This is a genomic window from Paenibacillus sp. FSL R10-2778 (assembly GCF_038593035.1).
GTDB lineage: Bacteria > Bacillota > Bacilli > Paenibacillales > Paenibacillaceae > Paenibacillus_AQ > Paenibacillus_AQ odorifer.
Window position 1 is genome coordinate 4,676,876 of the sequence record NZ_CP151956.1, and the last position, 23,462, is coordinate 4,700,337.

Genomic DNA, 23,462 nt, shown 5'->3' on the forward strand with positions numbered 1-23,462 from the left:
GACAAGTTCCTTACTTCTTTTTTTGTTGCATTTTTAATCTTCACCACACAAAAAAAACCGCTCCCCGACTTACATCGGAGAACGATTTCTTCCTGAAGCATCTACTCGTATTATTTACCAATAAACTCTTGAACCCAGTAATTATTATCATAACCGACACCGATATAATTGAAGTTAGCATTCAAAATATTAGCGCGGTGACCTGGACTATTCATCCATGCCTTCATTACTTCTTCTGGTGTTTTTTGTCCCATTGCGATGTTCTCACCTGCGGCTTTATAAGTGATGCCAAAGGATTTCATCATATCAAAAGGTGAACCATACGTAGGTGAAGTATGTGAGAAATAGTTATTCGAACGCATATCTGTAGCTTTTGTAGCGGCAACTTTGTGCAGGCTGTCCAATCCAGCTACAGGTGACAAACCAGCTGCTGCACGTTCTTTGTTTACCAGCGTTACGATTTGCTGAACATAGGTTCCTTTATTGCTCACAGCACCTGTTGTAGTTGTATTATCAGTTGGCTTAGTTACAGTAGTTGTGTCTGCTGGCTTTGTAACCGGTTTTGTAGTTGTAGTTGTGGTCGTGTTGTTTTTGTTTGGTACTGTTCCAGTTTGCGGCTTAGTTACCACGATTGTGCTATTCGAAAAAGGGAATCCCTCAAGATTAGCTTGTTTAAAATATTGTAATATTTGCTCATAACTTGTGCCTTTTATTGTTACTGTCGATTCATTCGATGCCGCATTTGCTTCCAATGGAAGAGAAATACTAAGTGCCATAACAGCTGCCACGCTACCACCGATGATTGCTTTTAATGTCTTGTTCTTCAATCTGCCATCTCCTTTTTTCTTGCGTGTAATATATGCTTCTGCCTAGAGTGACCATCTACAAATGTTACAAAGTTGTAATTTGTTCCTCAGTCATTGTAGCATAAATCTCTCAAATGTGCGCTTCTAATTTTTTACATATAATAGTCTTGACTGTAAGATTTCCGATTCCTAGATACATTCGCTTTCTTCCGCTGTTTTCCTGCCTAAAAATACCATTTTACCTGTTATTCGCGAGAAAAAGCGAGAAAAAGCAAAAAAAGTCGCCCTCCCCGAAAGGACGGCAACTTCAGCAAACCTATGGATACCTGACGATTAATGGAACGATTGCCAGAACTCGCCCTCCGTAGAGATCAATCCCATGATTTCCGCATAAGGAATCCGGAAGGTTGGAAAACCTGCAGAATACGGAGCGATCTCATAAGGTGCGAAATATAGATACAACGCTTCATTATCTACAAAGAAGGGCTGATCCGAGGTAATTCCTTTATACGTATCCGGAAAAACATATGAATATTGTGGATCGTTCTCGATCTGTTTACCCACAATTTTACTGAGCTTCTCCACATATCTGCTGCCTGGCTTGAACAAGTCCCCCAGCTTATAGAACCTGCCGCTGCGCAAATTAATATGCGGATAGATTTTGGTAGGCATTCCATGTGCTGCTCCAAAAGGAAAACGATAACCGGTCAGCTCCAGCACCAGCAGGTTTTTACGGAAGAAAGAGACTGAAAAATCACCATTATAACTAAAGTCCTGGGAAATCCCTCCACTCCCAACGTCTTCAGCAAGGGATAGCTTGCGCAGCTTATCGTTAACCTCTCGCGAAACTTCCGCACTTGCAATCCCCTCAACGACCGGATAATACACCAGATAATCCCTGTTCGGTTTGTATTTCTTCTCCACTACGGAATAGGGAGGTCTCAGCGGAATGACTCCATTTTGGCGCCAAACCTGCTTTCCCTGCCGATCATAATAAGATGTGCGTTGATCTACATCTGCTCTTATCAAACGTCCGCTAAGGGTGAGTGTTCCTGCCCCTGGAATAACTGGGGGCTGGGCTGCCTTTTTTCCACTTCTATCGATAAAATAAGTATCTTTAGCATCAAATACAGACGCCAAGCCTTCCTGATAATTGTTCACGCCAAGCAGGGTGTGATTGCTCAGGACCGCTCCCGTTTCCGCATCTGCAATTACGTAACGTGATCCGCGATAAGGCTGGCTGGGGAATACAGGCGTTCCTATGGCTACTCTGCCTTCACCTAGCTGCAATACTTCATAATATTTTGCCGGGATGATCATTTTTCCTTGTTTATCAATCAGCCCGTAGGCGTTGCCATAATTCTCAGCGGTATTCACCACCGCACGTCCTTCTGAAAAAGGTAACGCAGAGGTGAATTGCGGTTGAATGGCTACAGAACCATCCGTATTTAAATAGCCATATTTACCGTTTTCAGTCGCTTGAAAGGCTAGTAAACCTTCTCCCGGACTTCCAACGAAAGGATGGTTATACGTATGCAGAATGTTCCCATCCGGATCGATGAGCGCATACTCTCCTTCTTTGATTTTAACCAAAGCCATGCCGTTCATAAAATCATTGGCATCTACATAAATCGCGGGCAGCACCTCTTTGCCTTGCGCGTCCACATATCCATATAGCGATTGGCCGCCGGTCGTATTTTGTTTTGAAAATAGTGCTCGCCCCTCATGTAATGAGTTCAAATAATCATACCGGGCGGACGTCACTTCTTTGCCTTTTTCATCAATAAAAGTGTACCCCTTAGCATCCGACACGACCGCGCGCTCTTCCGAAAAAGGCGCAATAAATGAATAGATCGGCTTCACTCGTTCTCTTCCAGTGCTGTCAATGAGCCCGCTGCTATTTTTTCGCTGAACTACGGCAAGACCATTCTTCTGAAAATCCTCAGCATATTCGTACCGGGGTTCAATCTGAACACGGCCCTCGTCATTAATATATCCCCAAAGTGTGCCCTCTTTGAGATTAAACGGCGCCGGATGCAGACCCGTGGTCCGCAGATTGTCCCCCACCCACTCCGGCAATAAGTATGGCGCCTCAAAAGGCTTATTAGAGTAATCTACACGATATAATCCCGCTTCTGCCGGAATCGTGACGAACAACTCCTCTTCCGTGCGTATGAAATCCTCATCCTGCTGAGTAATATATTCGTTCCAGCCAATGCCATCCCATTTCCATACATCCGCCTGTATCAGACCATTGTCATTCCCTTTCCCCAGCTCATTCAACCTAATCCTTAACATCCAGTCGCTCCCCTTTAACAAAGGCATTTGCCTATAGAATATGGGAGAACGTTGGTTTATGTGCTTTTTGATCTTTGGGGTTAGGGGGAGGCGTATTCTAGGGCATTAATGTCTCTCTTTCCTCCTCCGTCGCTCGTTTCGGCGTATTCTAGGGCATTTTTGCCTCTCATAATTTCACGTTAGCTCGTTTCAGCCAATTCTACGGGATTTATACCGTTCTTTCGCCCCACGTAGCTCGTTTCAGCCAATTCTACGGGATTTATACCGTTCTTTCGCCCCACGTAGCTCGTTTCAGCCAATTCTACGGGATTTATACCGTTCTTTCGCCCCACGTAGCTCGTTTCAGCCAATTCTACGGGATTTATACCGTTCTTTCGCCCCACGTAGCTCGTTTCAGCCAATTCTACGGGATTTATACCGTTCTTTCACCTCACGTAGCTCGTTTCAGCCAATTCTACGGGATTTATACCGTTCTTTCGCCCCACGTAGCTCGTTTCAGCCAATTCTACGGGATTTATACCGTTCTTTCTCCTCAAGTAGCTCGTTTCAGCCAATTCTACGGGATTTATACCGTTCTTTCACCTCACGTAGCTCGTTTCAGCCAATTCTACGGGATTTATACCGTTCTTTCGCCTCATGGTGCTTCTGTTCTGTTACTAAAATTAGTTTGTTGATATTGTTGGTGAGCTATGATGAATATGATGTGTTTTCGTGGTGCTCCTGATGGCGATGGTAGTGTTATTGCTGCTGATATTGATTTGTGGCGGTGATTGCCGTGTTCATGCTGTTAATGTTGAGAGGATTGTGATAACCGTGTTTGTGTTGATGATAATAATTGGTGATGGTAATGATGCTGTAGTAGTACCGTGGCGGTTATGGTGCAACTATCGGGTGGAGTAAGTCCTATTGGTGGAATATTAGATTTGATGGAGCAGGGGTGGCAATGTTGATTGAAGTTGGTGGTGGTAAGTAATGTTGATGTTAGTGTTGCTGGCGCTGTTTAGTCGTGGTGGCATTTTGGCGGGTAGTTTTAGTGGTATGTTTGTTTCATGTTGGTAGTAGCCATTGAAGATCTGTGTGTTAGTGGTGGTGACACTATTTGGTCGTGGTGGCATTTTAGTGGGTAGTTTTGGTGTTGTGTTTAGTTGTTAGTACTGTAGTTAGTCGTGTTTTGGTTGACAGTGTTGTGGTTGACAGTGTTGTGGTTGGCAGTACCGTAGTTAGTGGTGCATTAGTTAGCAGCGCTGTAGTTAGCAGTGCTGACAGTGGCATTATTGGTGTAGTTGATATTATTGGCGTAGTTGATATTATTGCTGTACTTGATGCTGGTCCCAATGGTACTAGTGGGAGCGAAATTGGTTTATCCCTAACTAATTAAACTAGTTTTTGTGGGTAGTTTTTCATACATAGTTTTTGTGGTTAGTTTTTGTGGGTAGTTTTCGTGCTCGTGCGTAGTTTTCCTATGCGAGGAGCAAGGGGGCGACGTTCAGTACTTGTGAATTGGTACTTATGAATTGCTTCTTATAAATCGGTACTTTTAATTTGCATCATATGAATTGGCACTTATGAATTTGTACTTTAAATAGGTTCATATGAATTGTATCTTATGAACTGATTCTTACGAGTTGCTTATATCCGCAAGCGAAATGAACAAACCAAAAAGCGTTTGCCATAAATAGCAAACGCTATAATCACCACACATCCCCCACACAGCTACTTCTTCGAAGAATACTTCCGCATATCAAACGCGACCGCGGCGATGATGATCAGACCTTTGATAATCAACTGATAGTAAGGGCTGATGCCGATAAAGGTCAGGCCGTAGTTGATTAAGGTAAAGATAATAACACCGACCAGAACACCTGGCACTGTTCCGATACCACCGGTTGTGGACACCCCGCCCACGACGCAAGCAGCAATCGCATCAAGCTCATACATGTTACCATAGTTATTGGTTGCGCCACCTGTTCTGGCAGCCTCCAGCACACCCGCCAAACCATAAAGGGCTCCAGCAATCGCATAGATGTAGATCAAGTTCTTGGAAACATCGATGCCAGATACTTTAGCTGCCTGCATGTTACCGCCGATAGCGTACATGTTCTTGCCCAGCTTGGTTTTATTGAACACCACCCATACGATGGCGGCGACACCCAAGGCTATCAGCACGATATACGGGATTGAATATTGCCCCTTGCCGATAAACCCGGAACCGATTGTAGTGAAATCTGGACGCAGACCGCCAATTGGCTGTGATTGGTTGGGGTCCATGTCAAAGTACAAGGAATTCAAGCCGTAGACGATAACCATCGTACCCAGTGTTGCGATAAACGGCGGGACGTTCAGCTTGGAGACGACAATACCATTGACGAGTCCGCAGAGAAGGCCAGCGATAATAGCTATAAGGATCGGAAGCCACACTTGCACCTGCGGCAGATCAGGAAAAAAGCGCCGGGAATAATCCGGAATTTGCAACATCGATGCAGAGATTACCGCTGTAAAACCAACCACACGTCCAGCAGACAAGTCCGTCCCAGCTGTGATAAGGATGAAGGCAACACCAAGCGCGATGATAATCCGTGTTGACGACTGAATTAGAATGTCCCGTAAAGTATTTACAGAGATAAAGGCCGGCTCATATAAGGCAATACCCATAATTAGAATTACCAAGACAATATAAATAGCATTTTGAGTAATAAAAGATTGGGCTCTTTTAGCGTTCATTAGTAGTGTTCCTCCTTAAAGTTACGCGAAGAGTACTTCTCTTCGTAAACCAAATCTAGTTTCGCCCAGCAAAACTATCATTGAAATCCTATCCTAATGCTGTGCAGCGAGCCGCATAACTTCGGTTTCCGTAGCTTGCTCGCCTTCTAGTATTCCGGTAAGCCTACCCTCCGACATGACCATTACACGGTCAGACATTCCGAGCAGCTCCGGCATTTCTGAGGAGATCATAATGATGCTTTTCCCTTGCTGCGCCAAGTCGGCAATAATCGAATAAATCTCGAATTTAGCCCCTACGTCGATACCGCGAGTCGGCTCGTCCAGAAGCAGGATTTCGGGCTCGGTTAAAAGCCATCTGGCGAGCAGCACTTTTTGCTGATTCCCACCAGAAAGATTCATGATCAGCGTTTTGGTTGTTGGAGTTTTGGTCCGTAATTTTTCAATCATTTTATCGACTTCTTCTTTTTTCTTTTTTCCATCTAGTAGAAGTAGTAGTTTCTGGTATCGATGCAGATTAGCGATTGCGCCATTTTCATGAACAGACAAGACTGGAAAAATACCGGTGACACGCCGTTCCTCCGTAAGCAAAGCCATTCCGTGTTTCTTAGCATCCTTGGGAGATTGGATATGAATGCGCTTACCATCGATAGAAATCGTCCCCGATTTGATAGCCCTCAGGCCAAATAATGCTTCAATAACCTCTGTTCTCTGAGCGCCTACCAGACCACCAATCCCTAAAACCTCACCTCGTCTTAATTCAAAAGAAACATCTTTAAACGATCTTTCTTCAGGGGAGGTTAATCCTTCCACCTTCATATATACTTCGCCAGGCACGTTAAAACGTTCTGGGAATCGATTGGTCAAGTCACGGCCGACCATTTTGGAAATGATAAGATCTGTAGTCAATTCCGCCGCTGGCCAGGTTCCGATTTTTTTACCGTCCCGCATAATGGTAACCTCATCAGAAATTTCGAGAATCTCTTCCATTTTGTGAGATATATAAATAATAGCCACGCCTCTACTCCTAAGGTCCCGTATGATTCGAAATAAATGCTCCACCTCCACACTGGTCAGGGAGGAAGTAGGTTCATCCATTACAATAACGCGGGAGTGAAAAGAGACAGCCTTCGCAATTTCAATGGATTGGATTTTGGATACAGAGAGCTTTCCCACTAATGTCTCGGGATTCAGATCGATATCCAGATCTTTAAACAAATTCTCCGTGTCAGTGTACATTTTCTTATGGTCAATAAACTGAAAAGGTCCAATCCCTTTGGTTGGGAAACGTCCTAACCAGATATTCTCCATCACACTTCGGAACGGCACGGGATGCAGCTCCTGGTGAATCATGGAGATCCCATTTTTTAAAGCGTCATTTGAGCTTCCGATAGAGGTCTTCTCACCCTCCAAAAAAATCTCACCGGCATCCGGTGAATAAATACCAAAGAGACATTTCATTAAAGTGGACTTACCCGCACCATTCTCGCCCATAAGGGCATGCACCGAACCTGGTCTGACCTTTAAACTAACTGCATCCAGCGCTTTGACGCCGGGGAATTCTTTAGTAATGTCATTCATTTCTAGCAAAAACTCAGCTTTTTTCATGTTGTTACGCCCCCTACGCTTTTTTCTTTTTTCATGAGAGGCACAGCGGTTTCATCCTGTTCCCTGCCTGAAAGAAATCCGAGGAGCGAATATCCGCTCCCCGTTGCTGCCATATGATCATGAATTCCATCTAGATTAGAGCGTTATTATTTGGCGTCATCGATATTGTCTTTGGTGATCTTTTTATAGGAAATCCACACGTATTGGTTGTCTGTGATATCAAAGCCTACGTTATCTTTTGTAGGTGTTTCTCCTTTAGCAAGCAGAGCAGCAACTGTGATCGCAGCTTTACCTTGGTTGTTCGCATCATTCAGCACGGTACCAAGCATCGTTCCATCTTGTAGCGCTTGAATCGCAGGAGCAGTAGCATCTACACCTACTACCGGCATGAATTTATCACCCGTGAAGTAACCTGAAGCTTTCAGAGCTTCGATGGCACCGAGAGCCATATCGTCATTGTTCGCAAGCACAGCTTCAATTTTGTCGCCATGGGAGCCAAGGAACGCTGCCATTTTTTCTTGCCCTTTTACGCGGTCCCACATCGCAGTATCTTCAGCCAGCTTTTCTACCTTGATGCCGGCATCTTCAATTGCTTGGATGGAGTAAGTAGTACGAAGCTCAGCGTCTTGGTGCCCCGGTTCGCCTTTTAGCATTACGTATTGGAGGACACCATCGCCGTTTTTATCCGCTTCAGGATGTGCCTTCCAGTAATCCACGATCAGTTGACCGGACATAGTTCCGGATTCTTCTGCCTTAGCGCCTACATAATAAACCTTATCCCATTTCTTCATATCTTCTGGCAGCGGCTCGCGGTTCAGGAAGACCACCGGAATATTTGCCGCTTTTGCTTTTTCGATAATAACGCCAGCCGCAGTACGGTCAACCGGATTGATCAGCATGCCTTTATATTTTTTGGTGATGAACAAGTCAACTTTGTCATTTTGTGTGGGTTGGGAATTTTGGCTATCTACGATATCTACAGTAGCAATGCCTTTGGCAGCAGTGTCGATTGCGTTACGAACACCTGTCATGAAGGTATCGTCAAATTTGTAAATGGCAACCCCTACTTTTGGCGTTTCAGTGGAAGAGCCCGCATTTTCAGTTTTTGGTGCGTTGGTAGCTTTACCATTGTCTGCATTATTGTTGCTATTGCCACAGCCTGCCAGGGCGGCACCCAGTATTGCGCTTGCTAAAAGAACGGAAGTGATTTTTTTCATTATTCATTGACCTCCTGTTTATACTTCTTTTTTTTGGTTTAACCCTGAATTCTCTCGGGCACATCCATATTATGCCTTAGGTGAAAACGGTTTCGAATATAAAATCCTACTCACTTTTATAAAAATTCTACTGAACCCAAAAAACGAATACCTCCCATTTTAAGGATGGCATTCGTCTTTTCAAAAATAAACCGTCCACTATCTGACGAAGGGAAATAACAATTTCTGATTCTCAGGCCACAGCATATTGTCCAAATCAATGAGTTTAGTACCCGTATCGACACGTTCAGGAACATCCATTCCTTCGATTACCTCAACGGCATGTTTTACGGCTAAATACCCGTTACTAAAAGGATTTTGGATTACGGTCGCTTGAACCGTACCCTCCTGCAGCAACTCCATCATTGACGGGGAGCTGTCGAAAGCAACCATTTTAATATTATGCAGCCCTCGGCTCTGGATAGCTTTTGCCGCCCCTTGTGAAGCTGTCTCATTCAAGCTGGCGATCCCGCGAAGATTTGGATGTTTCAGCAGCATTAACCGTGTCAGTTCTTCAGCATCACTAATACTCGAAGTGGTATAAGAAATCTCTACTACCTGTATGTTCGGATATCGGGCAGCGTAATTTAAAAATCCCTTTTCCCGCTCCTCCGCGTCCCTAGCACCATATTCAATGCCGTTTGAAGACTCCTGCTCCGCCCCCAAAGATGAATTTGTGAAGTTAATGATGCCGACCTCCCCGTATCCATTTAGCAGCTGAATGAGTCTTTCTGCAGACTTTTGTCCCGCTTCATAGCCGTTTGAACCCACATAGGCTCTTACTCTGGCCGAACCGACTTCTGCATCCACAGACAATACGGGAATCTTGGAATATGCCGCCCGATCAACCACTTGTGCAAGTCCCATATAGCTACTGGCAGCTAAAATAATAACATCCGCTTTTTCTTTAATGGAGTCCTCAACCATTCTGACCTGTTCCGCAATATCACTCTCAGCATTCGGAGCTTTGAACGTTAGTTTCACATTAAATTCCTGTGCCGCGGCTTCTGCACCCAATCTAACTGTATTCCAATAGTCGCCTTTGTTCATTTTTACAATAAGATGAATATTGCGGGTTTTGTTCGTGTTGATATAATTAGGTGCCGAATTGAAACAAGACGTGATGGTTGTCCATAACACCACACATACCAGCAGGGTTAGCCAAAAACGAACGATTCTCATACCGATGTCTCATCCTCCTCATGTCCAGGATTGCCCTCGCCTGCTGCGAGTGCCGGGAAGATAAGAGTAACCGTAGTGCCTTCTTCAATTTCACTTTCAAAAGAAAGACCATAATCACGCCCATAATACAGCTCAATACGCTCGTTTACATTTCTAACGCCTACCCCGGAGCCATGCATACTCTTACTGCCGCCAGTCAAAAGAACCTTCATAGTCTCCTCGGACATACCCAGTCCATTATCACGAATGCGAATGACGACAAGATCATCCTTCAGCTCCGCTTGGATCGAAATAAAACCTTCATCAGGCATCATTTCAATCCCGTGATACAGGGCATTCTCCACAATAGGTTGTAAAATTAGCTTAATCGTCTGACACTGCAGCACTTCATCCTGAGCCTCAATCTCGTAGCGGAACTTATTTTTGAACCGAAAGCTCTGAATCACAAGGTAATGACGAACATGATCAAGCTCTTCCTGCACGGTAATCATATTATTCCCTTTACTAAGGCTGATCCGGAAAAACTTCGATAAGGACTGAATCATCGTGACTACCTCCTCAGTCTTGCCGCGTTCAGCGAGCCGGATCACAGAATTCAAGGTATTGTACAGAAAGTGCGGATTGATCTGGGATTGCAGTACTTCAAGCTCACCTTTACGTTTGGTTTCCTGTTCATAAATAATCTGATCCATCAGTTGACGGATACGTTGCAGCATAAGGTTAAACCGTTTGGACAGCTGTTCCACCTCATACGCCCCACTGACATCTATTCGGGTGTTGAGATCCCCTTCGCCCACCTGCTGAAGCGTCCGTTCCAGCTTGCGGATAGGGCGGGCAATACGTGCAGACAAAAAGACGGATACAATAATTACGCATAAAATGACTACCGCTAAAAACCAGGATAAAAAAGTGTTTAGATCACGTTTGGTGGTTACAATCTCATCGTAATAAGCCACGCCCACGATCTTCCAGCCTGTCTGTTCCAGTGTTCTTACGGTGATAAACCGTTTTTCACCCGTAGACTCATCCAAATAGCTACGAAAAGCATATTCCAGTACTGGCTCCACATTCTCATATTTTAAGCCAGCGTAAATCAGCTGCTGCTGGGGATGGTACACAATATTTCCTAGCTGATCGAGGATGTAAGCGTATCCTCTTTTGCCAAGCTTAACCTGCTTGCTCAGCTCATCAATGGTTCGAAAGTTAAAATCCATCAGCAGGATGCCGGTTTTTAAGACTCCGTTCTCCTTATATTGAATTAATTTGCTGATAGACACGACCCAGATATATTGACCTTTGAACAAATTCTGAATATGAGGTGCGGAATAGGAGAGCTCTGATGTTCTTTGCGCCGTCGTAAACCAGCTCTGAGTCTCCAGCTGTGTGTTGCTGCGCAGCTTCTGACCGGGTGTACCCACGACATATTTCCCCTGTGGTGTAAAAACAGCCGCCGAGACCAGATCCTCTCTGCTCCCCATTAGCATAGCCATTCTTTCCGTCAATAAAGCGGAATCCACGGAAGGGCTATTCGTAATCTGCTCCTCCGCTGTCTCAAAAATATTGCGCATTCCCTTAACATAAAGACCCAGATTGTAATTCACTTGCTCAATGATCTGCTGCATATTCATATTGGCATTCTCTTCTGCGGTCTTGGCAAACTTGTTGTACAGCATAAGGCTGACAACGACAGCTACCAGCACGGCAACAGATGTAAAAGTGAGTGTAATCGTAACTTGAATGCTTCGGAGCTTGGAGGACAACCGACGTTTTCCGCCTTTGGGATGCTGCGGTCTTAGAGGAAAGGAATAAGGTTTATCCTTCAGCATCTTTACCCTCCTCTGGAGCTGTTTTTATACTCTTTAGGAGATTGACCATATTTTTTGCGGAAACAAAAGCTGAAATAGTTAGGATCGGCAAAACCTATTTTTTCTGCAATTTCAAAGGCCTTCAGCTCCGTGGATCGTAAAAGTTCCTTGGCTGCTTCTAACCTAATTTGCAAAAGATAACTAACGAACGTCATTTTCATTTCCTTCTTAAAAATACTGCTAAAATAGCCGGTACTTATATGTAAATGCTGACAAACCTTGCCGATGGAAATATCAGATTCAACATAGTGGCTGCGTATATATTCTTTAGCTTCATCAATAAGCAGCTTATAGGAGGATTGACGTTCTAATGCAATCGTATCCATTAAACCGCTACAGACTGCAATAATCCATTGCTTGGCTTCGGCCATACTATTAAATTTATTGATGGCAGTTAGCGACGAAATGCCAGAACCAATATACTTTGCAGCCTCACTGCCGGATTCTTTAGCCACTCGCAGGATAGATGTAAAAATCTCCAGCAAAAAAATCTGATAATCCTGTGTAGACACCTGCTCTGCGTCAAGACCGGCAAATAAATCCTCAACAACCTCTTTTAGTTCTTGCACCGTACCTAGTTTAATCGTCCGGATTAAGGATTGCTGGGTTAGTTCATCATAGGTTAGCAGTGTGCTGGAACGTGACTCAACGTCCTCAATCCAGATCACCCGGTTATTGCCGAGAATAAGCCGATAATCTAATGCCTGCAAGGCATCCCCAAAAGAATTAAATAACAAAGCAGGCGATGAACAGACCGTTCCGGAGCCTGCCGTGACCGTCAGCTTCAGAAAACGCTGTACGTTCTGGCGGATTTCTTCAAGAAGCTCAAATGTCTTTCCAGTGATATCAGTTTCTTCCCCTTCTTCATGGATTGTGAGCAATACGACCTCATCACGATGAATAAACACCCTTCCAAAACCATGCTTCGAGCATATTTCTTCAGCAATATTCAGCACAGCGAATAACTGTAAATTCTTTTCACCAGTGTCTCGTAAAGAAATTTGCCTGCCTGTTGTAACCCCAGCAGATTCCCGCTCAGGACGAATATAATCCACACTAATTACCGAAGCCTGAAACCACCGTCCCGTTAATTTTATGCCATATTCAGAGCTTTTCTCAGCAATTTCATCCGTACGCAGTCTACGCGAAATAAGGGACGATAAAAATTGCTCCCTTAACACTGGCAGACTTTTCCGGTAATGCTCACTGAGTACAAATACATTTTCTTTTTCTGCAATTTCAGCCTCGATAGTGGCTCTAACCTTAAGCAATACTTCAATTAATTCCTGTGAAGAGAACGGTTTCAAAATATACTCATCAATTTGCAATTTTATCGCCTTCTGAGCATATTCAAATTCATCATACCCAGTCAAAATGATAATCTTAGTGTTAGGATGATGACTACGAATCCATTCAGCCAGCTGAAGTCCATTCATAAAAGGCATTTGGATATCGGTAACTACCACATCCGGCAGCAAACGGTCTATGGCATCCGCAGCTTCCCGTCCATTCTCCGCCTGCTCGACAATCTCAAATCCGTAACGCTCCCAGTCAATCTGCCCGATAACGCCTTCCCTAACGTCTTCTTCATCTTCAGCAAGAACTAGCTTATACATGTCTCATCCCTCTTTGGAAACGTTTTAGATGTCATAAATTTTATTGTATATGATTCAAACCAATCCATCTATGGTTAAGTTATTTAAATAGTTTTAGGTATTAATATATTAAATACATATAAAAAAAGAGTTCCAGAGCAAAAAAAAAACCATCCCGCCGTAGCTGGGATGGGGATGATCGGTAACCTATAAGTATTATAGCAACGCTTTGTTAAAGCGATAGCCTGCTGTCTTTTCGAAACCGATATGACGATAAAAAGCATGTGCCGGTGCGCGTTCTACGCGGTTGCCACTTCTAAGGAAAAGCTGGCAGCAACCTTGCTCACGTGCCCATTCTTCTGCTGCGGCCACAAGTCTTTTACCGAGTCCGTTTCCTCTGAGTTCTTCTGATACGATAAGTGCAGTAATCTCAGTGATACAATCTGTCTGTTTGTAATACGAGCTTACCTGTCTAAGGCCGATCATACCCACAACTTCATTGTTCAGCTCTGCTACAAGTGTGCATTGGAGATTGCTGTTCTCCATGCTTTCCAGTCTCTCTTTCATCACGCTTAGCGTTGTTGGATAGCCGAATTCCCGCAGAAGCGCTGTAACTCTCTCCAGATCATTCAAGCCGCATTTGCGAATTTCCAGTACAGGTGCCATGGTACTACTGTTCATCCTCATATACCTCCACTTTTAGCATAGACGCCGCCTGCTTGGCTATCGTCCGCGCGATTTCCACATCTTCCGCCGCACTTAACGCTACTGCCATCCGCCGACCAGGACGAACTTCCGGTTTACCAAATACGCGAACCTGAGTCCTAGGCAGTTCCAAAGCTTCACCAATTCCGGTCACAGCAAAGGCTCGTCCTTCTCCATCAGCCTTCAGCGTAGCTGAGGCACCAGGTGTCAGCAATTGTACTGACTGGACAGGAAAACCAAGAATAGCTCTGACATGCACTGCAAATTGAGATAAATCCTGCGTCGCCATCGTGACCATCCCCGTATCATGGGGTCTAGGTGACACTTCACTGAACAATACGCCTCGATCTGTCAAAAAAAGTTCCACTCCAAAAATACCGAAACCTCCGAGCTGATCCGTTACTGCTTTTGCAATAGATTGCGCTTCTTCAAGCAGCTCTGGCTTCATAAAGTGAGGCTGCCAGGATTCCACGTAATCTCCATCCTTCTGAATATGTCCAATAGGTGGACAAAATACCGTACCAGACACAGATCGCACCGTCAAAAGAGTAATCTCGCTCTCAAAAGTAACAAAAGCCTCCACGATAACCCGTGTCCCTTTAGCTCTCGCTCCATCCAAAGCAGTGTTCCAGCAGTTTTCTGCATCTTCAGGTCTTTTGCATACGCTCTGACCCTTGCCAGAAGAACTCATAATCGGCTTAATGACACAAGGAGTGCCTAACTCGGCTATAGCTTGTTGCAGCTCTTCCAGACTATCCGCAAAACGGTAATCAGCAGTTGGCAGTCCAAGGTCTTCAGCCGCAAGACGACGAATCCCTTCTCTGTCCATGGTCAGCCGAGCCGCCCGCGCCGTCGGAACAACGAAAAAGCCTTCTTCTTCAAGCTCTTGAAGAGCATGAGTGGCAATTGCCTCAATCTCCGGAACAATGACATCCGGTTTCTCAGAGCGAATCAGCGCTTTCAGCGCCTCTGCATCCAGCATATCAATTACATGTGAACGATGAGCTACACCCATCGCCGGTGCATCGGTATAACGGTCTACAGCTACGGTCTCTACGCCAAGGCGTTGAGCTTCAATTATGACTTCCTTACCCAGTTCCCCGCTGCCCAGCAGCAACAGCTTGCGGCTTTGAGCTGAAAAAGGAGCTCCCCACATTGTCGATTCCAACCTCTTTCGGCAAATTGACTGTCTCGTTTTTATGAATTTCAGAAAACGTAACAGTTTCATTGTATATTTTCAGGCTTCTTTATTTTCATCCATCATACGCCAGATTGCAAGTGTTCTTCGACATTTTCCTACAAACTTCACAGAACTTTGTCGACTTTATCAACGAAAGTTTGTTCTAGACGTGATAATTGGTGGCTTATTTGGCCCCAATGATCTGCAGTCTCACCCCCTTTAAGGAGATCTAACATCGCTTTCTCTTGCTCCGCAAGCCCTTCTTGCAGGCTTTCGGCAGCAGATTTTAATTCTCTGCTGATATTCTCGACGTAATGAGCAATTAATTTTTCCTTCTGCACTGCCGCTGCAAGATTAACCGCTTCTTTCAAAAGCGGCTCTGCCGCACCTTTGACTAATTCCCGCCCAGTTCCCTCAAAGAAATAACGCGGGGATTTGAAATGGCCCCATAAAGCGGACCACTGCACAGGCTGAAGCTGGCATTCCAGATCCTTAGGAGATGGCCAAGCCTGCTCCTCATTCTCCATAAGATGAAATTCCTCCGTGGAAAAGAGTAGCTCTGTAGCTGCCGCTTCAGCAGCTTCATGTACAAGCCTGCGTCCCGTGCTCTCTAGCCGCAGCGTTGTTGCCCATAGCTCTTGCTCAAGCTCGCGCTGAGTAGTACGCATTAGTTCGGCACCACAGGCAGAGAAAATGGCTTTTAAATTCCCTGCATCCTCACGCAGTAAGGAGGGATGAAAAGATTCCTGAAAATTTCTGTTGAAGGAGAAGCTAATCCGCTGGCACACATGATAGATCAGTTCTTCACTTTCATGAATAAGATCTCTGCTAGGACGTTCCTCAGTCTCCAAAAGAGATAACCGCTTCATGGCGAACTGCCGCCGTTCCTGCAGTTCTTTTAACCCGGCTTCACGCTCGCTCGCCGCCTTGGAAGCCAGATTCTGCCATTCCTCAGCCCGGCGCCGAACCGATGCGATGCTCTCAGCAGCTGCGTTAAGTGAAAGCTGAGGAAGCTCATCACCAGCAAAGCTGGATAATGCTTGCTCAAATTCATTGAAGCGGGAGGTTTCATAAAGATCGTGATTATGTTGAGTTTTAGCTTCTAGAGCAAGCAAGCTGGACAAAGCATAGATTCTCGGAGACCGCAAACCTCCGGCACGCAGATTTTGAACGACATGTGCTTTAACCTCATCTAGTTCTTCTTCGCTTGAAGCGAGATCAGAAGCATTGATAATAAAGAACATTTTATCGAGAGCAAAGCTGTCTTTAATGCGGCCCAGCTGGGCCAAGAGGCCGCGATCCGCCTTCGAAAAGGCGTGGTTATAATAGGTCACAAAACAGATCGCATCCGCATTTTTCATGTAACTAAAGGTTACGCCAGTGTGGCGTGCATGCAGTGAATCTGCTCCTGGTGTATCTACGAGCACAATCCCGCTCTCCGTCAAAGGACAGGCATAATATAGGTCAATCCCTTGCACGAAGCAAGCCCGGGTCTCTTCCGCAACTAGGTTTCGATATTCATCCAAATCAACCGTCCGCACCGTTCCTAATAGCGGCTCAGCTTCAGCCCAACCGGATGCTGCGGCTCTTAGAAATCCTGCATGCGGCAGCGCAGAGGGGTGAATTCCCCGTGTTGGCAGGCTCGCAAGTACTGCTGTCCACGTATCCTGTTGCGGCTCTCCAAGCTGCAGCACGCTGAAGGAATGGCAGATGTCATCCCAGAAATCCGCCATGCTCTTCATCGTTACAACCGCGCTGGCATGGCGGAAGTCTCCTTCCGGCGCCAATATGCGGTTAACTGCGGCCGTGGCAGGGTGTGGCGACACGGGCAGCACTTCTTCGCCGAGCAAAGCGTTGGCGAAGGAAGATTTGCCTGCGCTGAACGCACCGAACAGCGCAAGGGTAAAGCGGCCGCCGGCGAGATCCTCCGCCCGTGCGGCCAGACTGCGCGCCGCCGATGCCATCGCTGGCTCGCGGCGCAGCAGCTCTGCCGCAGCCGCCAGCGCGTCAGCGGCTGCCGAGAGCCGGCGGCGTCCGCCCGCCGGCGAAGCCGTTCCCGCCGCCCAGCTTGCGGCGGCGGCACTTCCAGCCGCGGCGCGTTCGCGCGGCTGGGTCGCCCGCGGTGCGGCGCTCTGCGCAGCCGCAAGCGGGGTGACCCTCACCTCCGGCAGGATGCCGGGGGTAAGGGTCCGGCGCGGCGGCAGCAGCGCCGCTAGCTCGTGCGCGCGGGCGTCAGCCGCGCGGTCCAGGGCGGCTAGCGCGCGGGCAGCGCGCGCCTGCCGGGTAAGGGCCTGTTCGCGGCGCTGGAGTTCCGCGCGCTGCTCCTCGATAAGCGATGGCAGCTTCGCCAGCAGCTCATCGCCAACTAACAGCGCAGCGCGGCGGAATTGGCTCTTCAGATCTGCCGCAAGTGTGCGGCAGAAATTGAGCAGCGCCTCGCCGCTATTCCCCGTTCCCGGCTTAACTGCAGCCGCCAGCCATTCTTGGCTCACCGCCGGGAACCCTTGCTTCAGAGTCGTCTCTGCCTCCTCTGCCCACAGTCCGAGATTCTCCGCCCATTGACGTACCAGCTGAATCAGATGCCATTCCAGCTGAGCGGAAACCTCTCGGACCAGTAATCCTTGCCAGGCATCCAGTCGTTTGCCTTGTTCCTTCTCCCGCCGTCCGGCTGTAGAGAACAAACCTAAGCGGAAGCCTGGGCTGACACTCTCCACATAGCTCCCTGCCGCCTCTCTAACATCCGCAGGCATTAAGTTAGCATTATTGAGTAAGGCATCAAGATCACTTCGCAGGCTAGCTCGTGATTGCTGAGGCAGCTCCTCAAGCAGTGCCTTCTCTTCTTCCAGCGATTTCAGCTCTTCCATCACAACTGTAACCTCTGCACCCTCTAGCTCAGCTAAAAAAGTTTCCCGTTCCTCCTGCTGGTCTTCACGGAACGCGGTTAGCGAAGAATCTGCTGTATGATGAATGGAACGTGACAAGCTATATTGAAGCAATTGTTCCCTGTGCTCCAACAGCTCTGTTATAAGGTTCAGCAGATTATCCCAATGATTCAGCGGGTGCTCTTTCATTTTGAGTGAGGTAAACAGAATCCCCGCACAATGAATCCCCCACTGCTCGAAAGCATTTTCAAGCTGGCGTTTATATTCTTCAATGGAAATTTCTTGTTCTCTATGCTTGTCTATCTGATTAACAATAAGATAGAGCGGTTTGCCCCAGTCACTAAGATTTTTGGCAAAAGCCAAATTATTCTCTGACTGTACATGGTTATAATCCATAACATAAAAGACGACATCAGCTAAATGCAGCGCGGAACGAGTGGCGGCCTGGTGGCCATCATCCGTCGAATCTACGCCAGGCGTATCCAATAGAACACCATGCTTCCCTAGAAGAGGAATCTCATTCCAGACTTCAATCGCGGAATATTCTCCGCCATTTCGACAATATTCCTGTAATCTTTCTGGTGTTGTCTCTACAGGGGTAGATTCATTTTCACTTCCCTCCACCCTTGGATAGATAAGCACTCGTGGAGCCCCGCTACGAATAGAAACAATATTGGCACTAGTCGGCACAGGTCCGGAAGGCAACACTGAGCTGCCGCATAAAAGATTAATCATGCTGGATTTCCCTGCCGAGAAATGCCCACAAAAAGCAAGGGTCAGTTCATTCCCACCCTCTTTATTTTGTAAATCTTCATATATTCGTTCAGCACTCTCATCGCCCCAGTGGCGCATTAAATCTTTCAGCCGGGAAAGCTGCGATGCTGTTTCACTTAATGTTTCTCTCTGAATTCTAACCTGTTCCGCTCCCACAGACATTCCACCTCCACAGTTACCTTCTAATCATGCACTGATCTTAATCCATTCATGAATACTGATTTAAGCTCTTTTTTATGCAAAACTTATATAGGTGCAATTTCTGAACTTTAGCGCGGAACATTTTTTATAAATAATAATTACAGTTTATCACCAGTTTGACACAAATTAAATACACACTACTTACAAAATAACCTATCATCTCCTACGAAATGATACCAAAAAAGAAGCGAGGTTGTCGTCCTGTAAAGCCAACCGTCGTTTCTCGTAGAAATATAAGGATATTCAATAAAAAAAGGAGCCAGCCCCAAGGGCCGACTCCATTTCAGGTCACTTCTCAATTATGCAGTTTCCAAAACAGGCAACAGAATTTCAAAAACTTTTCCGTGCTGCAGAATAGTCAATCCACGAGATTTGTCTCTCATTACGACAACCTCTGGTTTTACAGACATACGCTCCAGATAGTGCTCAGGCACATCACCGGAATGACTGATCGTAATGCCCTCTACTTCTTGCTCTTCATTTTCTTCCAGCGGGCTTTCCACTACGCGGTCAAAAATATCCGAGAATACCTCAAAATTATCTGTGTATACAGAAATGCATTTCATCTCTATCCCATCCTCTTCTTCAACTCTAACTTTTAACTTTTTGGCGTATGATCTTTAGCTTTCCTGACGACAGCCGTTTTCATACGTTTTTTGCCCTCTCGACATACATCAAGGAGCGGACAAACCTGACATTTTGGATTCTGAGCCTTACAGTGATATCGTCCGAAAAAGATTAGCCGGTGATGCGTGAGGGTCCATTCATCACGTGGCACAGCCTTCATCAGCTTTTTCTCCACTTCCAGCACAGAATCTTTCCAGCCTGCCAATGCAAGTCGTTTAGCAACCCGCTCCACATGAGTGTCCACAGCAATGGCAGGAACTCCAAATGCGTTGGATACTACTACGTTAGCAGTTTTACGACCTACTCCTGGCAACGTTACAAGCAAGTCATGTGCCTCAGGCACTTCTCCGCCATACTGTTCTATGAGTATAGAGCACAGGCTTTGGATATGCTTAGCTTTGTTACGATATAAGCCGATGCGCCGGATATCCCCCTCCAATTCCTCCAGCGGCACAGAAATATAATCGATGGGGGCTTTGTACTTTTGGAACAGGTCCTCGGTCACTTTGTTCACCGTTGCATCCGTGCATTGGGCTGACAGCAGCACCGCTATTGTTAATTCAAAAGCATTACTGTGATTCAGCTCGCAATGCGCATCCGGAAACAAATCTCCAATCGTATCCAAAATGTGGCGGACGTCTGCAGCTTTCATAGTGTCCCCTCCACGGAGCAAAAACGCTCAGAAAATTCTATCGAGCGTCTCACCTCAAATGTTAGAAATATAAGCAAAGTATGTATTATAACGTATGGATTCATACATTTCAACACATACGATACTGGCATTATATTTCAAGTATTAACGCCTTGAGTGTCCTAATAAGAACAGTAAGCGTTTAAGCGAGAAATATAAGACATACAGTATAGGAGCAATACTTATACTTTCTTATATTTCAAAAAAAACGTCTTGACGCAGGTAAAGCCCCCTGTGTCAAGACGGTGATTCACTCAGAAATCCACCATTGCAACTATTGTTTCACAATTTCAACCAAAATATCATTATTGAAATACATTATAATATTATCATTTTCTTTCAAAGATTGCACGGATAAAGTCGAATCTCCCTGATGAATATATACATTAGTAGGAACAAAGAATTGATATTTATCATTTAGATTAGCTCTCTTAGTCGACAATAAGTTAGTTGCACTTTCATAGCGTGAGAAGGTTCTACTAAGCTGAGACATTACACGAACGATAATTACTCCATCCGTATCCTTACGAATCTCCACTCGGTCACCTGTAGTCAAGCTGCTAAGAGCCGTCGTTGTCGAGCCATCACGAATGATTTTTACCCCTCCGCTCACCGCTAAGGTCTGTGCTGCTCCAGAATAATCTTTCACAACCAAGGTATTCCCAGCGGCATCTACAGAACTTATCTGGCCTGTTGTAAGCTTCACTGCTTGAATAGCCAGTGGTGTGCTTCCATCGAAGGTCACGTTAAGATAATCACCCGCTTTTAAAGCTGTTAGTTTAATGCTTTCACCAGCTTCATTGGTCATCGGGATAGCATAAGTATTGATCTCGCTGGTTCCACCATTCCATTTGATGCTCAATCGGTTAGTTCCAGAATTTACAGTTGCCGCTTCAACCTGAAGAACGGTCTTTACTTTCAAAACTACGATTAAATCCTGATTAGCTGTTAAAGAAGCTGTCACATAACTTCCAACTGGAATATCTGTTACGGTTGCGTTCGTTTTACCAAAAATATCAATGAGCTGTGGAGTTGGAAGCGTCACACTCTGTCCGTCATTAAGCTTCAGAACTATAGTTCTAGCAGCTACATTGACAGCCGTAACCGTTCCTTCATACTTTGTAACAACTTCTAGAGACAATGCTCGTTGTCCGATTGCTTTAATGTTCACTTTACGGTTCTCGGTGAGTCTTGCACCAATACTAGTTAAGTTAGGAAGTACACCATCGTAGGATAACTTAGTTTTTTCATCCAACTGTACTATATGAGCCTTATTGCTAGTATCCATAACCGTCAACAATTGTGTTTTAGAATTATAATCTATAACAGCTGCTCCGCTATACTGATCAATTTGACGGCTTAACACTTCAATTTTGGTCACTTGATCGCTGCTGTTTAAGGTAAGCTGAATCTTGTCACCGCCTACTGTATCAGCAATTAGATCATCAGGTACAGGCCCACTCATGTTCGGAATAACAATTGTCGGTTTAGTACCAAGCAGTTTAACCTCACGATTTCCGTCCGCTTTTTTGTAAACAACTGTGGAGCTAGTCAGCTCGGTAAGTACCCCCTCAACTGTCCGTTCAACACCTTCTGTTACTTCTACAGTGCGGATCACATTATCTTGAATCGTATATTTGACAGCATTCCCTGTCTTCAGATCAGCAGGTTGTAACACTGATGTTTGAGAGCTGAATAAAGAAGTCCCATCTTCCCATTTAAAAGTCTCTACTATACCCGCGGTATTTTTGAAAGTAATTCTTTTGCCCGTAAGATCTACACTTTGAATGGTGCCTGTTGTTGTTTTGTTAACAACCCCTGAAGTCACTTGAACCCTCACTACTTTGTGCGAACCACTGTACGTTTCACGTTGCAATGAAACTACGCTATCTGCTACCAGCGAAGCAGGTTCAATTCTAGCTCCATTTACATCCACAAAGGAAGTAGTCTCGTCGTAGTAATATTCAGTAAACCCTGTTGGTGACTTTAACCAAAGCTTATTACCTGGAGCTACCATGGCAAAGTTTCCTGAAAGATTCTCTACTTGTTGTGTAGGGTCAGTCACTTCAACATAAGCCACGTTATAAGTCGCTCCAATTACGGTAACTTTAGTGTAGGGTTGAACATCACTTAGATTGATTCTGCTTTCAGAAGCACTTGTGAAATAAGCGGTGCTTGCTCCCAAGGTATATGTAGAAGTCTTTCCGTTGTTATAGACGGATAGTTTCCCATCTGCTAATTGACTGATCGTTCCCGATAACGTGTTGTCGTATTCAACCGTATTGTGAGCTGCGGCACGACTGAAAAAAGTCGCCAATTGCGCACGAGTTACAGCTCCTTGCGGATCAAAACGATTGCCATCAAGTCCGTTGGCTAGGCCTAAATCAACGGCAATGTTGATGTAACCACGTTTGTTTGCAGACACTTTGGCATCATCTGCAAAGCCAGTCGGCTCACTAGCGGCCCCTGCTGCATCTGCGTTTTTTCCAAGGGAGCGGATTAACAGCTCCGCAATCCATTCTCGGGATGCTTTACGTTCTCCCCAAGAAGTCTTCAGATTATCTGGAGCCATTTCGGTCGCTTTATCAAGTAATCCTTGTTGAAAAGCCAACACAACATAATCCTTATAATAATTCGTAACCTTAAAATCGGTAGGCAATGCAACCGTTGAAGAAGCATCCACTTTATCCTGCTGCTTCATAAACCGCAGGGCCATAAGCACCGCTTCCTGCTGAGTTACAGAATCTCCCGGACGGAACAATCCATTATTTCCAACCACGATCCCTTGTGAAGCGAGTTTGTAAATATGTTTTTCAGCCCAGAAGCCTGTCTTCACATCGCTAAAAATCCCTACAGATTGTGTAGTGGTTGATGTCGGTGTAGTGGCAGCTGTGTCAGCAAACACTGCACTTGCACCACCAAAAACCATAACACCAGCCATAACAGCCGACACTGCTTTATTAGAATAAGCCTTCAATGGACGTTTTGACCTTTTTTGCGCGGACAATAGATTATTCCCCTCTCTATGACTCAAATAAATAGTATGTTTAAAATTCGTCAACTAGATGCCTAAT

Annotated in this window: 15 protein-coding genes; 1 reads left to right on the forward strand and 14 read right to left on the reverse strand. The window is 45.5% G+C overall.

Features of this window, described 5'->3' with window-relative positions; genetic code table 11:
- Nucleotides 1–110: 110 nt before the first annotated feature.
- A complete protein-coding gene (locus tag NST40_RS21135; protein ID WP_342409984.1) occupies nucleotides 111–827 on the reverse strand; it encodes a CAP domain-containing protein in 717 nt (238 codons plus the stop codon).
- A gap of 312 nt (nucleotides 828–1,139) precedes the next feature.
- The gene (locus tag NST40_RS21140; protein WP_076276726.1) at nucleotides 1,140–3,104 is read right to left on the reverse strand and encodes a WG repeat-containing protein; all 1,965 of its coding nucleotides are present in this window, start codon (nucleotides 3,102–3,104) and stop codon (nucleotides 1,140–1,142) included.
- A 1,132-nt stretch (nucleotides 3,105–4,236) separates the two neighbouring features.
- Between NST40_RS21140 and NST40_RS21145 the strand changes: the two genes are divergently transcribed.
- The gene (locus tag NST40_RS21145; RefSeq protein WP_339244194.1) at nucleotides 4,237–4,482 is read left to right on the forward strand and encodes a hypothetical protein; all 246 of its coding nucleotides are present in this window, start codon (nucleotides 4,237–4,239) and stop codon (nucleotides 4,480–4,482) included.
- Between the two features lie 335 nt (nucleotides 4,483–4,817).
- Here the strand turns inward: NST40_RS21145 and mglC are convergent, their stop codons facing one another.
- The 12 genes from mglC to NST40_RS21205 form a co-directional block, all read right to left on the reverse strand.
- Nucleotides 4,818–5,825: a galactose/methyl galactoside ABC transporter permease MglC gene (mglC, locus tag NST40_RS21150; RefSeq protein WP_076127586.1), complete on the reverse strand. Its 1,008-nt coding sequence runs from the start codon at nucleotides 5,823–5,825 to the stop codon at nucleotides 4,818–4,820.
- Between the two features lie 93 nt (nucleotides 5,826–5,918).
- Nucleotides 5,919–7,430, reverse strand: a complete 1,512-nt coding sequence (locus NST40_RS21155) for a sugar ABC transporter ATP-binding protein (protein WP_076276724.1) — start codon at nucleotides 7,428–7,430, stop codon at nucleotides 5,919–5,921.
- Between the two features lie 146 nt (nucleotides 7,431–7,576).
- The gene (locus tag NST40_RS21160) at nucleotides 7,577–8,647 is read right to left on the reverse strand and encodes a galactose ABC transporter substrate-binding protein (RefSeq protein WP_143761904.1); all 1,071 of its coding nucleotides are present in this window, start codon (nucleotides 8,645–8,647) and stop codon (nucleotides 7,577–7,579) included.
- Nucleotides 8,648–8,845: 198 nt separating this feature from the next.
- Nucleotides 8,846–9,868 (reverse strand): substrate-binding domain-containing protein, encoded by a 1,023-nt coding sequence (locus NST40_RS21165; protein ID WP_036685687.1) that lies wholly within the window; start codon nucleotides 9,866–9,868, stop codon nucleotides 8,846–8,848.
- Nucleotides 9,865–11,694, reverse strand: coding sequence for a sensor histidine kinase (locus NST40_RS21170; protein ID WP_081387484.1), 1,830 nt, complete (start codon nucleotides 11,692–11,694; stop codon nucleotides 9,865–9,867). Before NST40_RS21170 ends, NST40_RS21165 begins: the two co-directional genes overlap by 4 nt.
- A 2-nt stretch (nucleotides 11,695–11,696) precedes the next feature.
- The gene (locus NST40_RS21175; protein ID WP_342409985.1) at nucleotides 11,697–13,349 is read right to left on the reverse strand and encodes a response regulator; all 1,653 of its coding nucleotides are present in this window, start codon (nucleotides 13,347–13,349) and stop codon (nucleotides 11,697–11,699) included.
- Nucleotides 13,350–13,544: 195 nt separating this feature from the next.
- A complete protein-coding gene (locus NST40_RS21180; protein ID WP_232061416.1) occupies nucleotides 13,545–14,009 on the reverse strand; it encodes a GNAT family N-acetyltransferase in 465 nt (154 codons plus the stop codon).
- On the reverse strand, nucleotides 13,999–15,189 hold the full coding sequence (gene purT / locus NST40_RS21185; RefSeq protein WP_076192169.1) for a formate-dependent phosphoribosylglycinamide formyltransferase: 1,191 nt from the start codon (nucleotides 15,187–15,189) through the stop codon (nucleotides 13,999–14,001). The genes NST40_RS21180 and purT overlap by 11 nt, the downstream gene beginning before the upstream one ends.
- A 149-nt stretch (nucleotides 15,190–15,338) precedes the next feature.
- Nucleotides 15,339–19,025, reverse strand: a complete 3,687-nt coding sequence (locus NST40_RS21190; protein WP_256718984.1) for a dynamin family protein — start codon at nucleotides 19,023–19,025, stop codon at nucleotides 15,339–15,341.
- Between the two features lie 344 nt (nucleotides 19,026–19,369).
- On the reverse strand, nucleotides 19,370–19,636 hold the full coding sequence (locus NST40_RS21195) for a hypothetical protein (RefSeq protein WP_036676334.1): 267 nt from the start codon (nucleotides 19,634–19,636) through the stop codon (nucleotides 19,370–19,372).
- Between the two features lie 32 nt (nucleotides 19,637–19,668).
- Nucleotides 19,669–20,349, reverse strand: a complete 681-nt coding sequence (gene nth, locus NST40_RS21200; protein ID WP_036676333.1) for an endonuclease III — start codon at nucleotides 20,347–20,349, stop codon at nucleotides 19,669–19,671.
- A gap of 313 nt (nucleotides 20,350–20,662) precedes the next feature.
- On the reverse strand, nucleotides 20,663–23,395 hold the full coding sequence (locus tag NST40_RS21205) for an S-layer homology domain-containing protein (protein ID WP_081398209.1): 2,733 nt from the start codon (nucleotides 23,393–23,395) through the stop codon (nucleotides 20,663–20,665).
- Nucleotides 23,396–23,462 lie beyond the last annotated feature (67 nt).

Coding starts and splice junctions, on each gene's coding strand:
- NST40_RS21140 (WP_076276726.1), bottom strand. CDS start 3,104: ATGTTAAGGATTAGGTTGAATGAGCTGGGGAAAGGGAATGACAATGGT.
- mglC (WP_076127586.1), bottom strand. CDS start 5,825: ATGAACGCTAAAAGAGCCCAATCTTTTATTACTCAAAATGCTATTTAT.
- NST40_RS21155 (WP_076276724.1), bottom strand. CDS start 7,430: ATGAAAAAAGCTGAGTTTTTGCTAGAAATGAATGACATTACTAAAGAA.
- NST40_RS21160 (WP_143761904.1), bottom strand. CDS start 8,647: ATGAAAAAAATCACTTCCGTTCTTTTAGCAAGCGCAATACTGGGTGCC.
- NST40_RS21165 (WP_036685687.1), bottom strand. CDS start 9,868: ATGAGAATCGTTCGTTTTTGGCTAACCCTGCTGGTATGTGTGGTGTTA.
- NST40_RS21170 (WP_081387484.1), bottom strand. CDS start 11,694: ATGCTGAAGGATAAACCTTATTCCTTTCCTCTAAGACCGCAGCATCCC.
- NST40_RS21175 (WP_342409985.1), bottom strand. CDS start 13,349: ATGTATAAGCTAGTTCTTGCTGAAGATGAAGAAGACGTTAGGGAAGGC.
- NST40_RS21180 (WP_232061416.1), bottom strand. CDS start 14,009: ATGAACAGTAGTACCATGGCACCTGTACTGGAAATTCGCAAATGCGGC.
- purT (WP_076192169.1), bottom strand. CDS start 15,189: ATGTGGGGAGCTCCTTTTTCAGCTCAAAGCCGCAAGCTGTTGCTGCTG.
- NST40_RS21195 (WP_036676334.1), bottom strand. CDS start 19,636: ATGAAATGCATTTCTGTATACACAGATAATTTTGAGGTATTCTCGGAT.
- nth (WP_036676333.1), bottom strand. CDS start 20,349: ATGAAAGCTGCAGACGTCCGCCACATTTTGGATACGATTGGAGATTTG.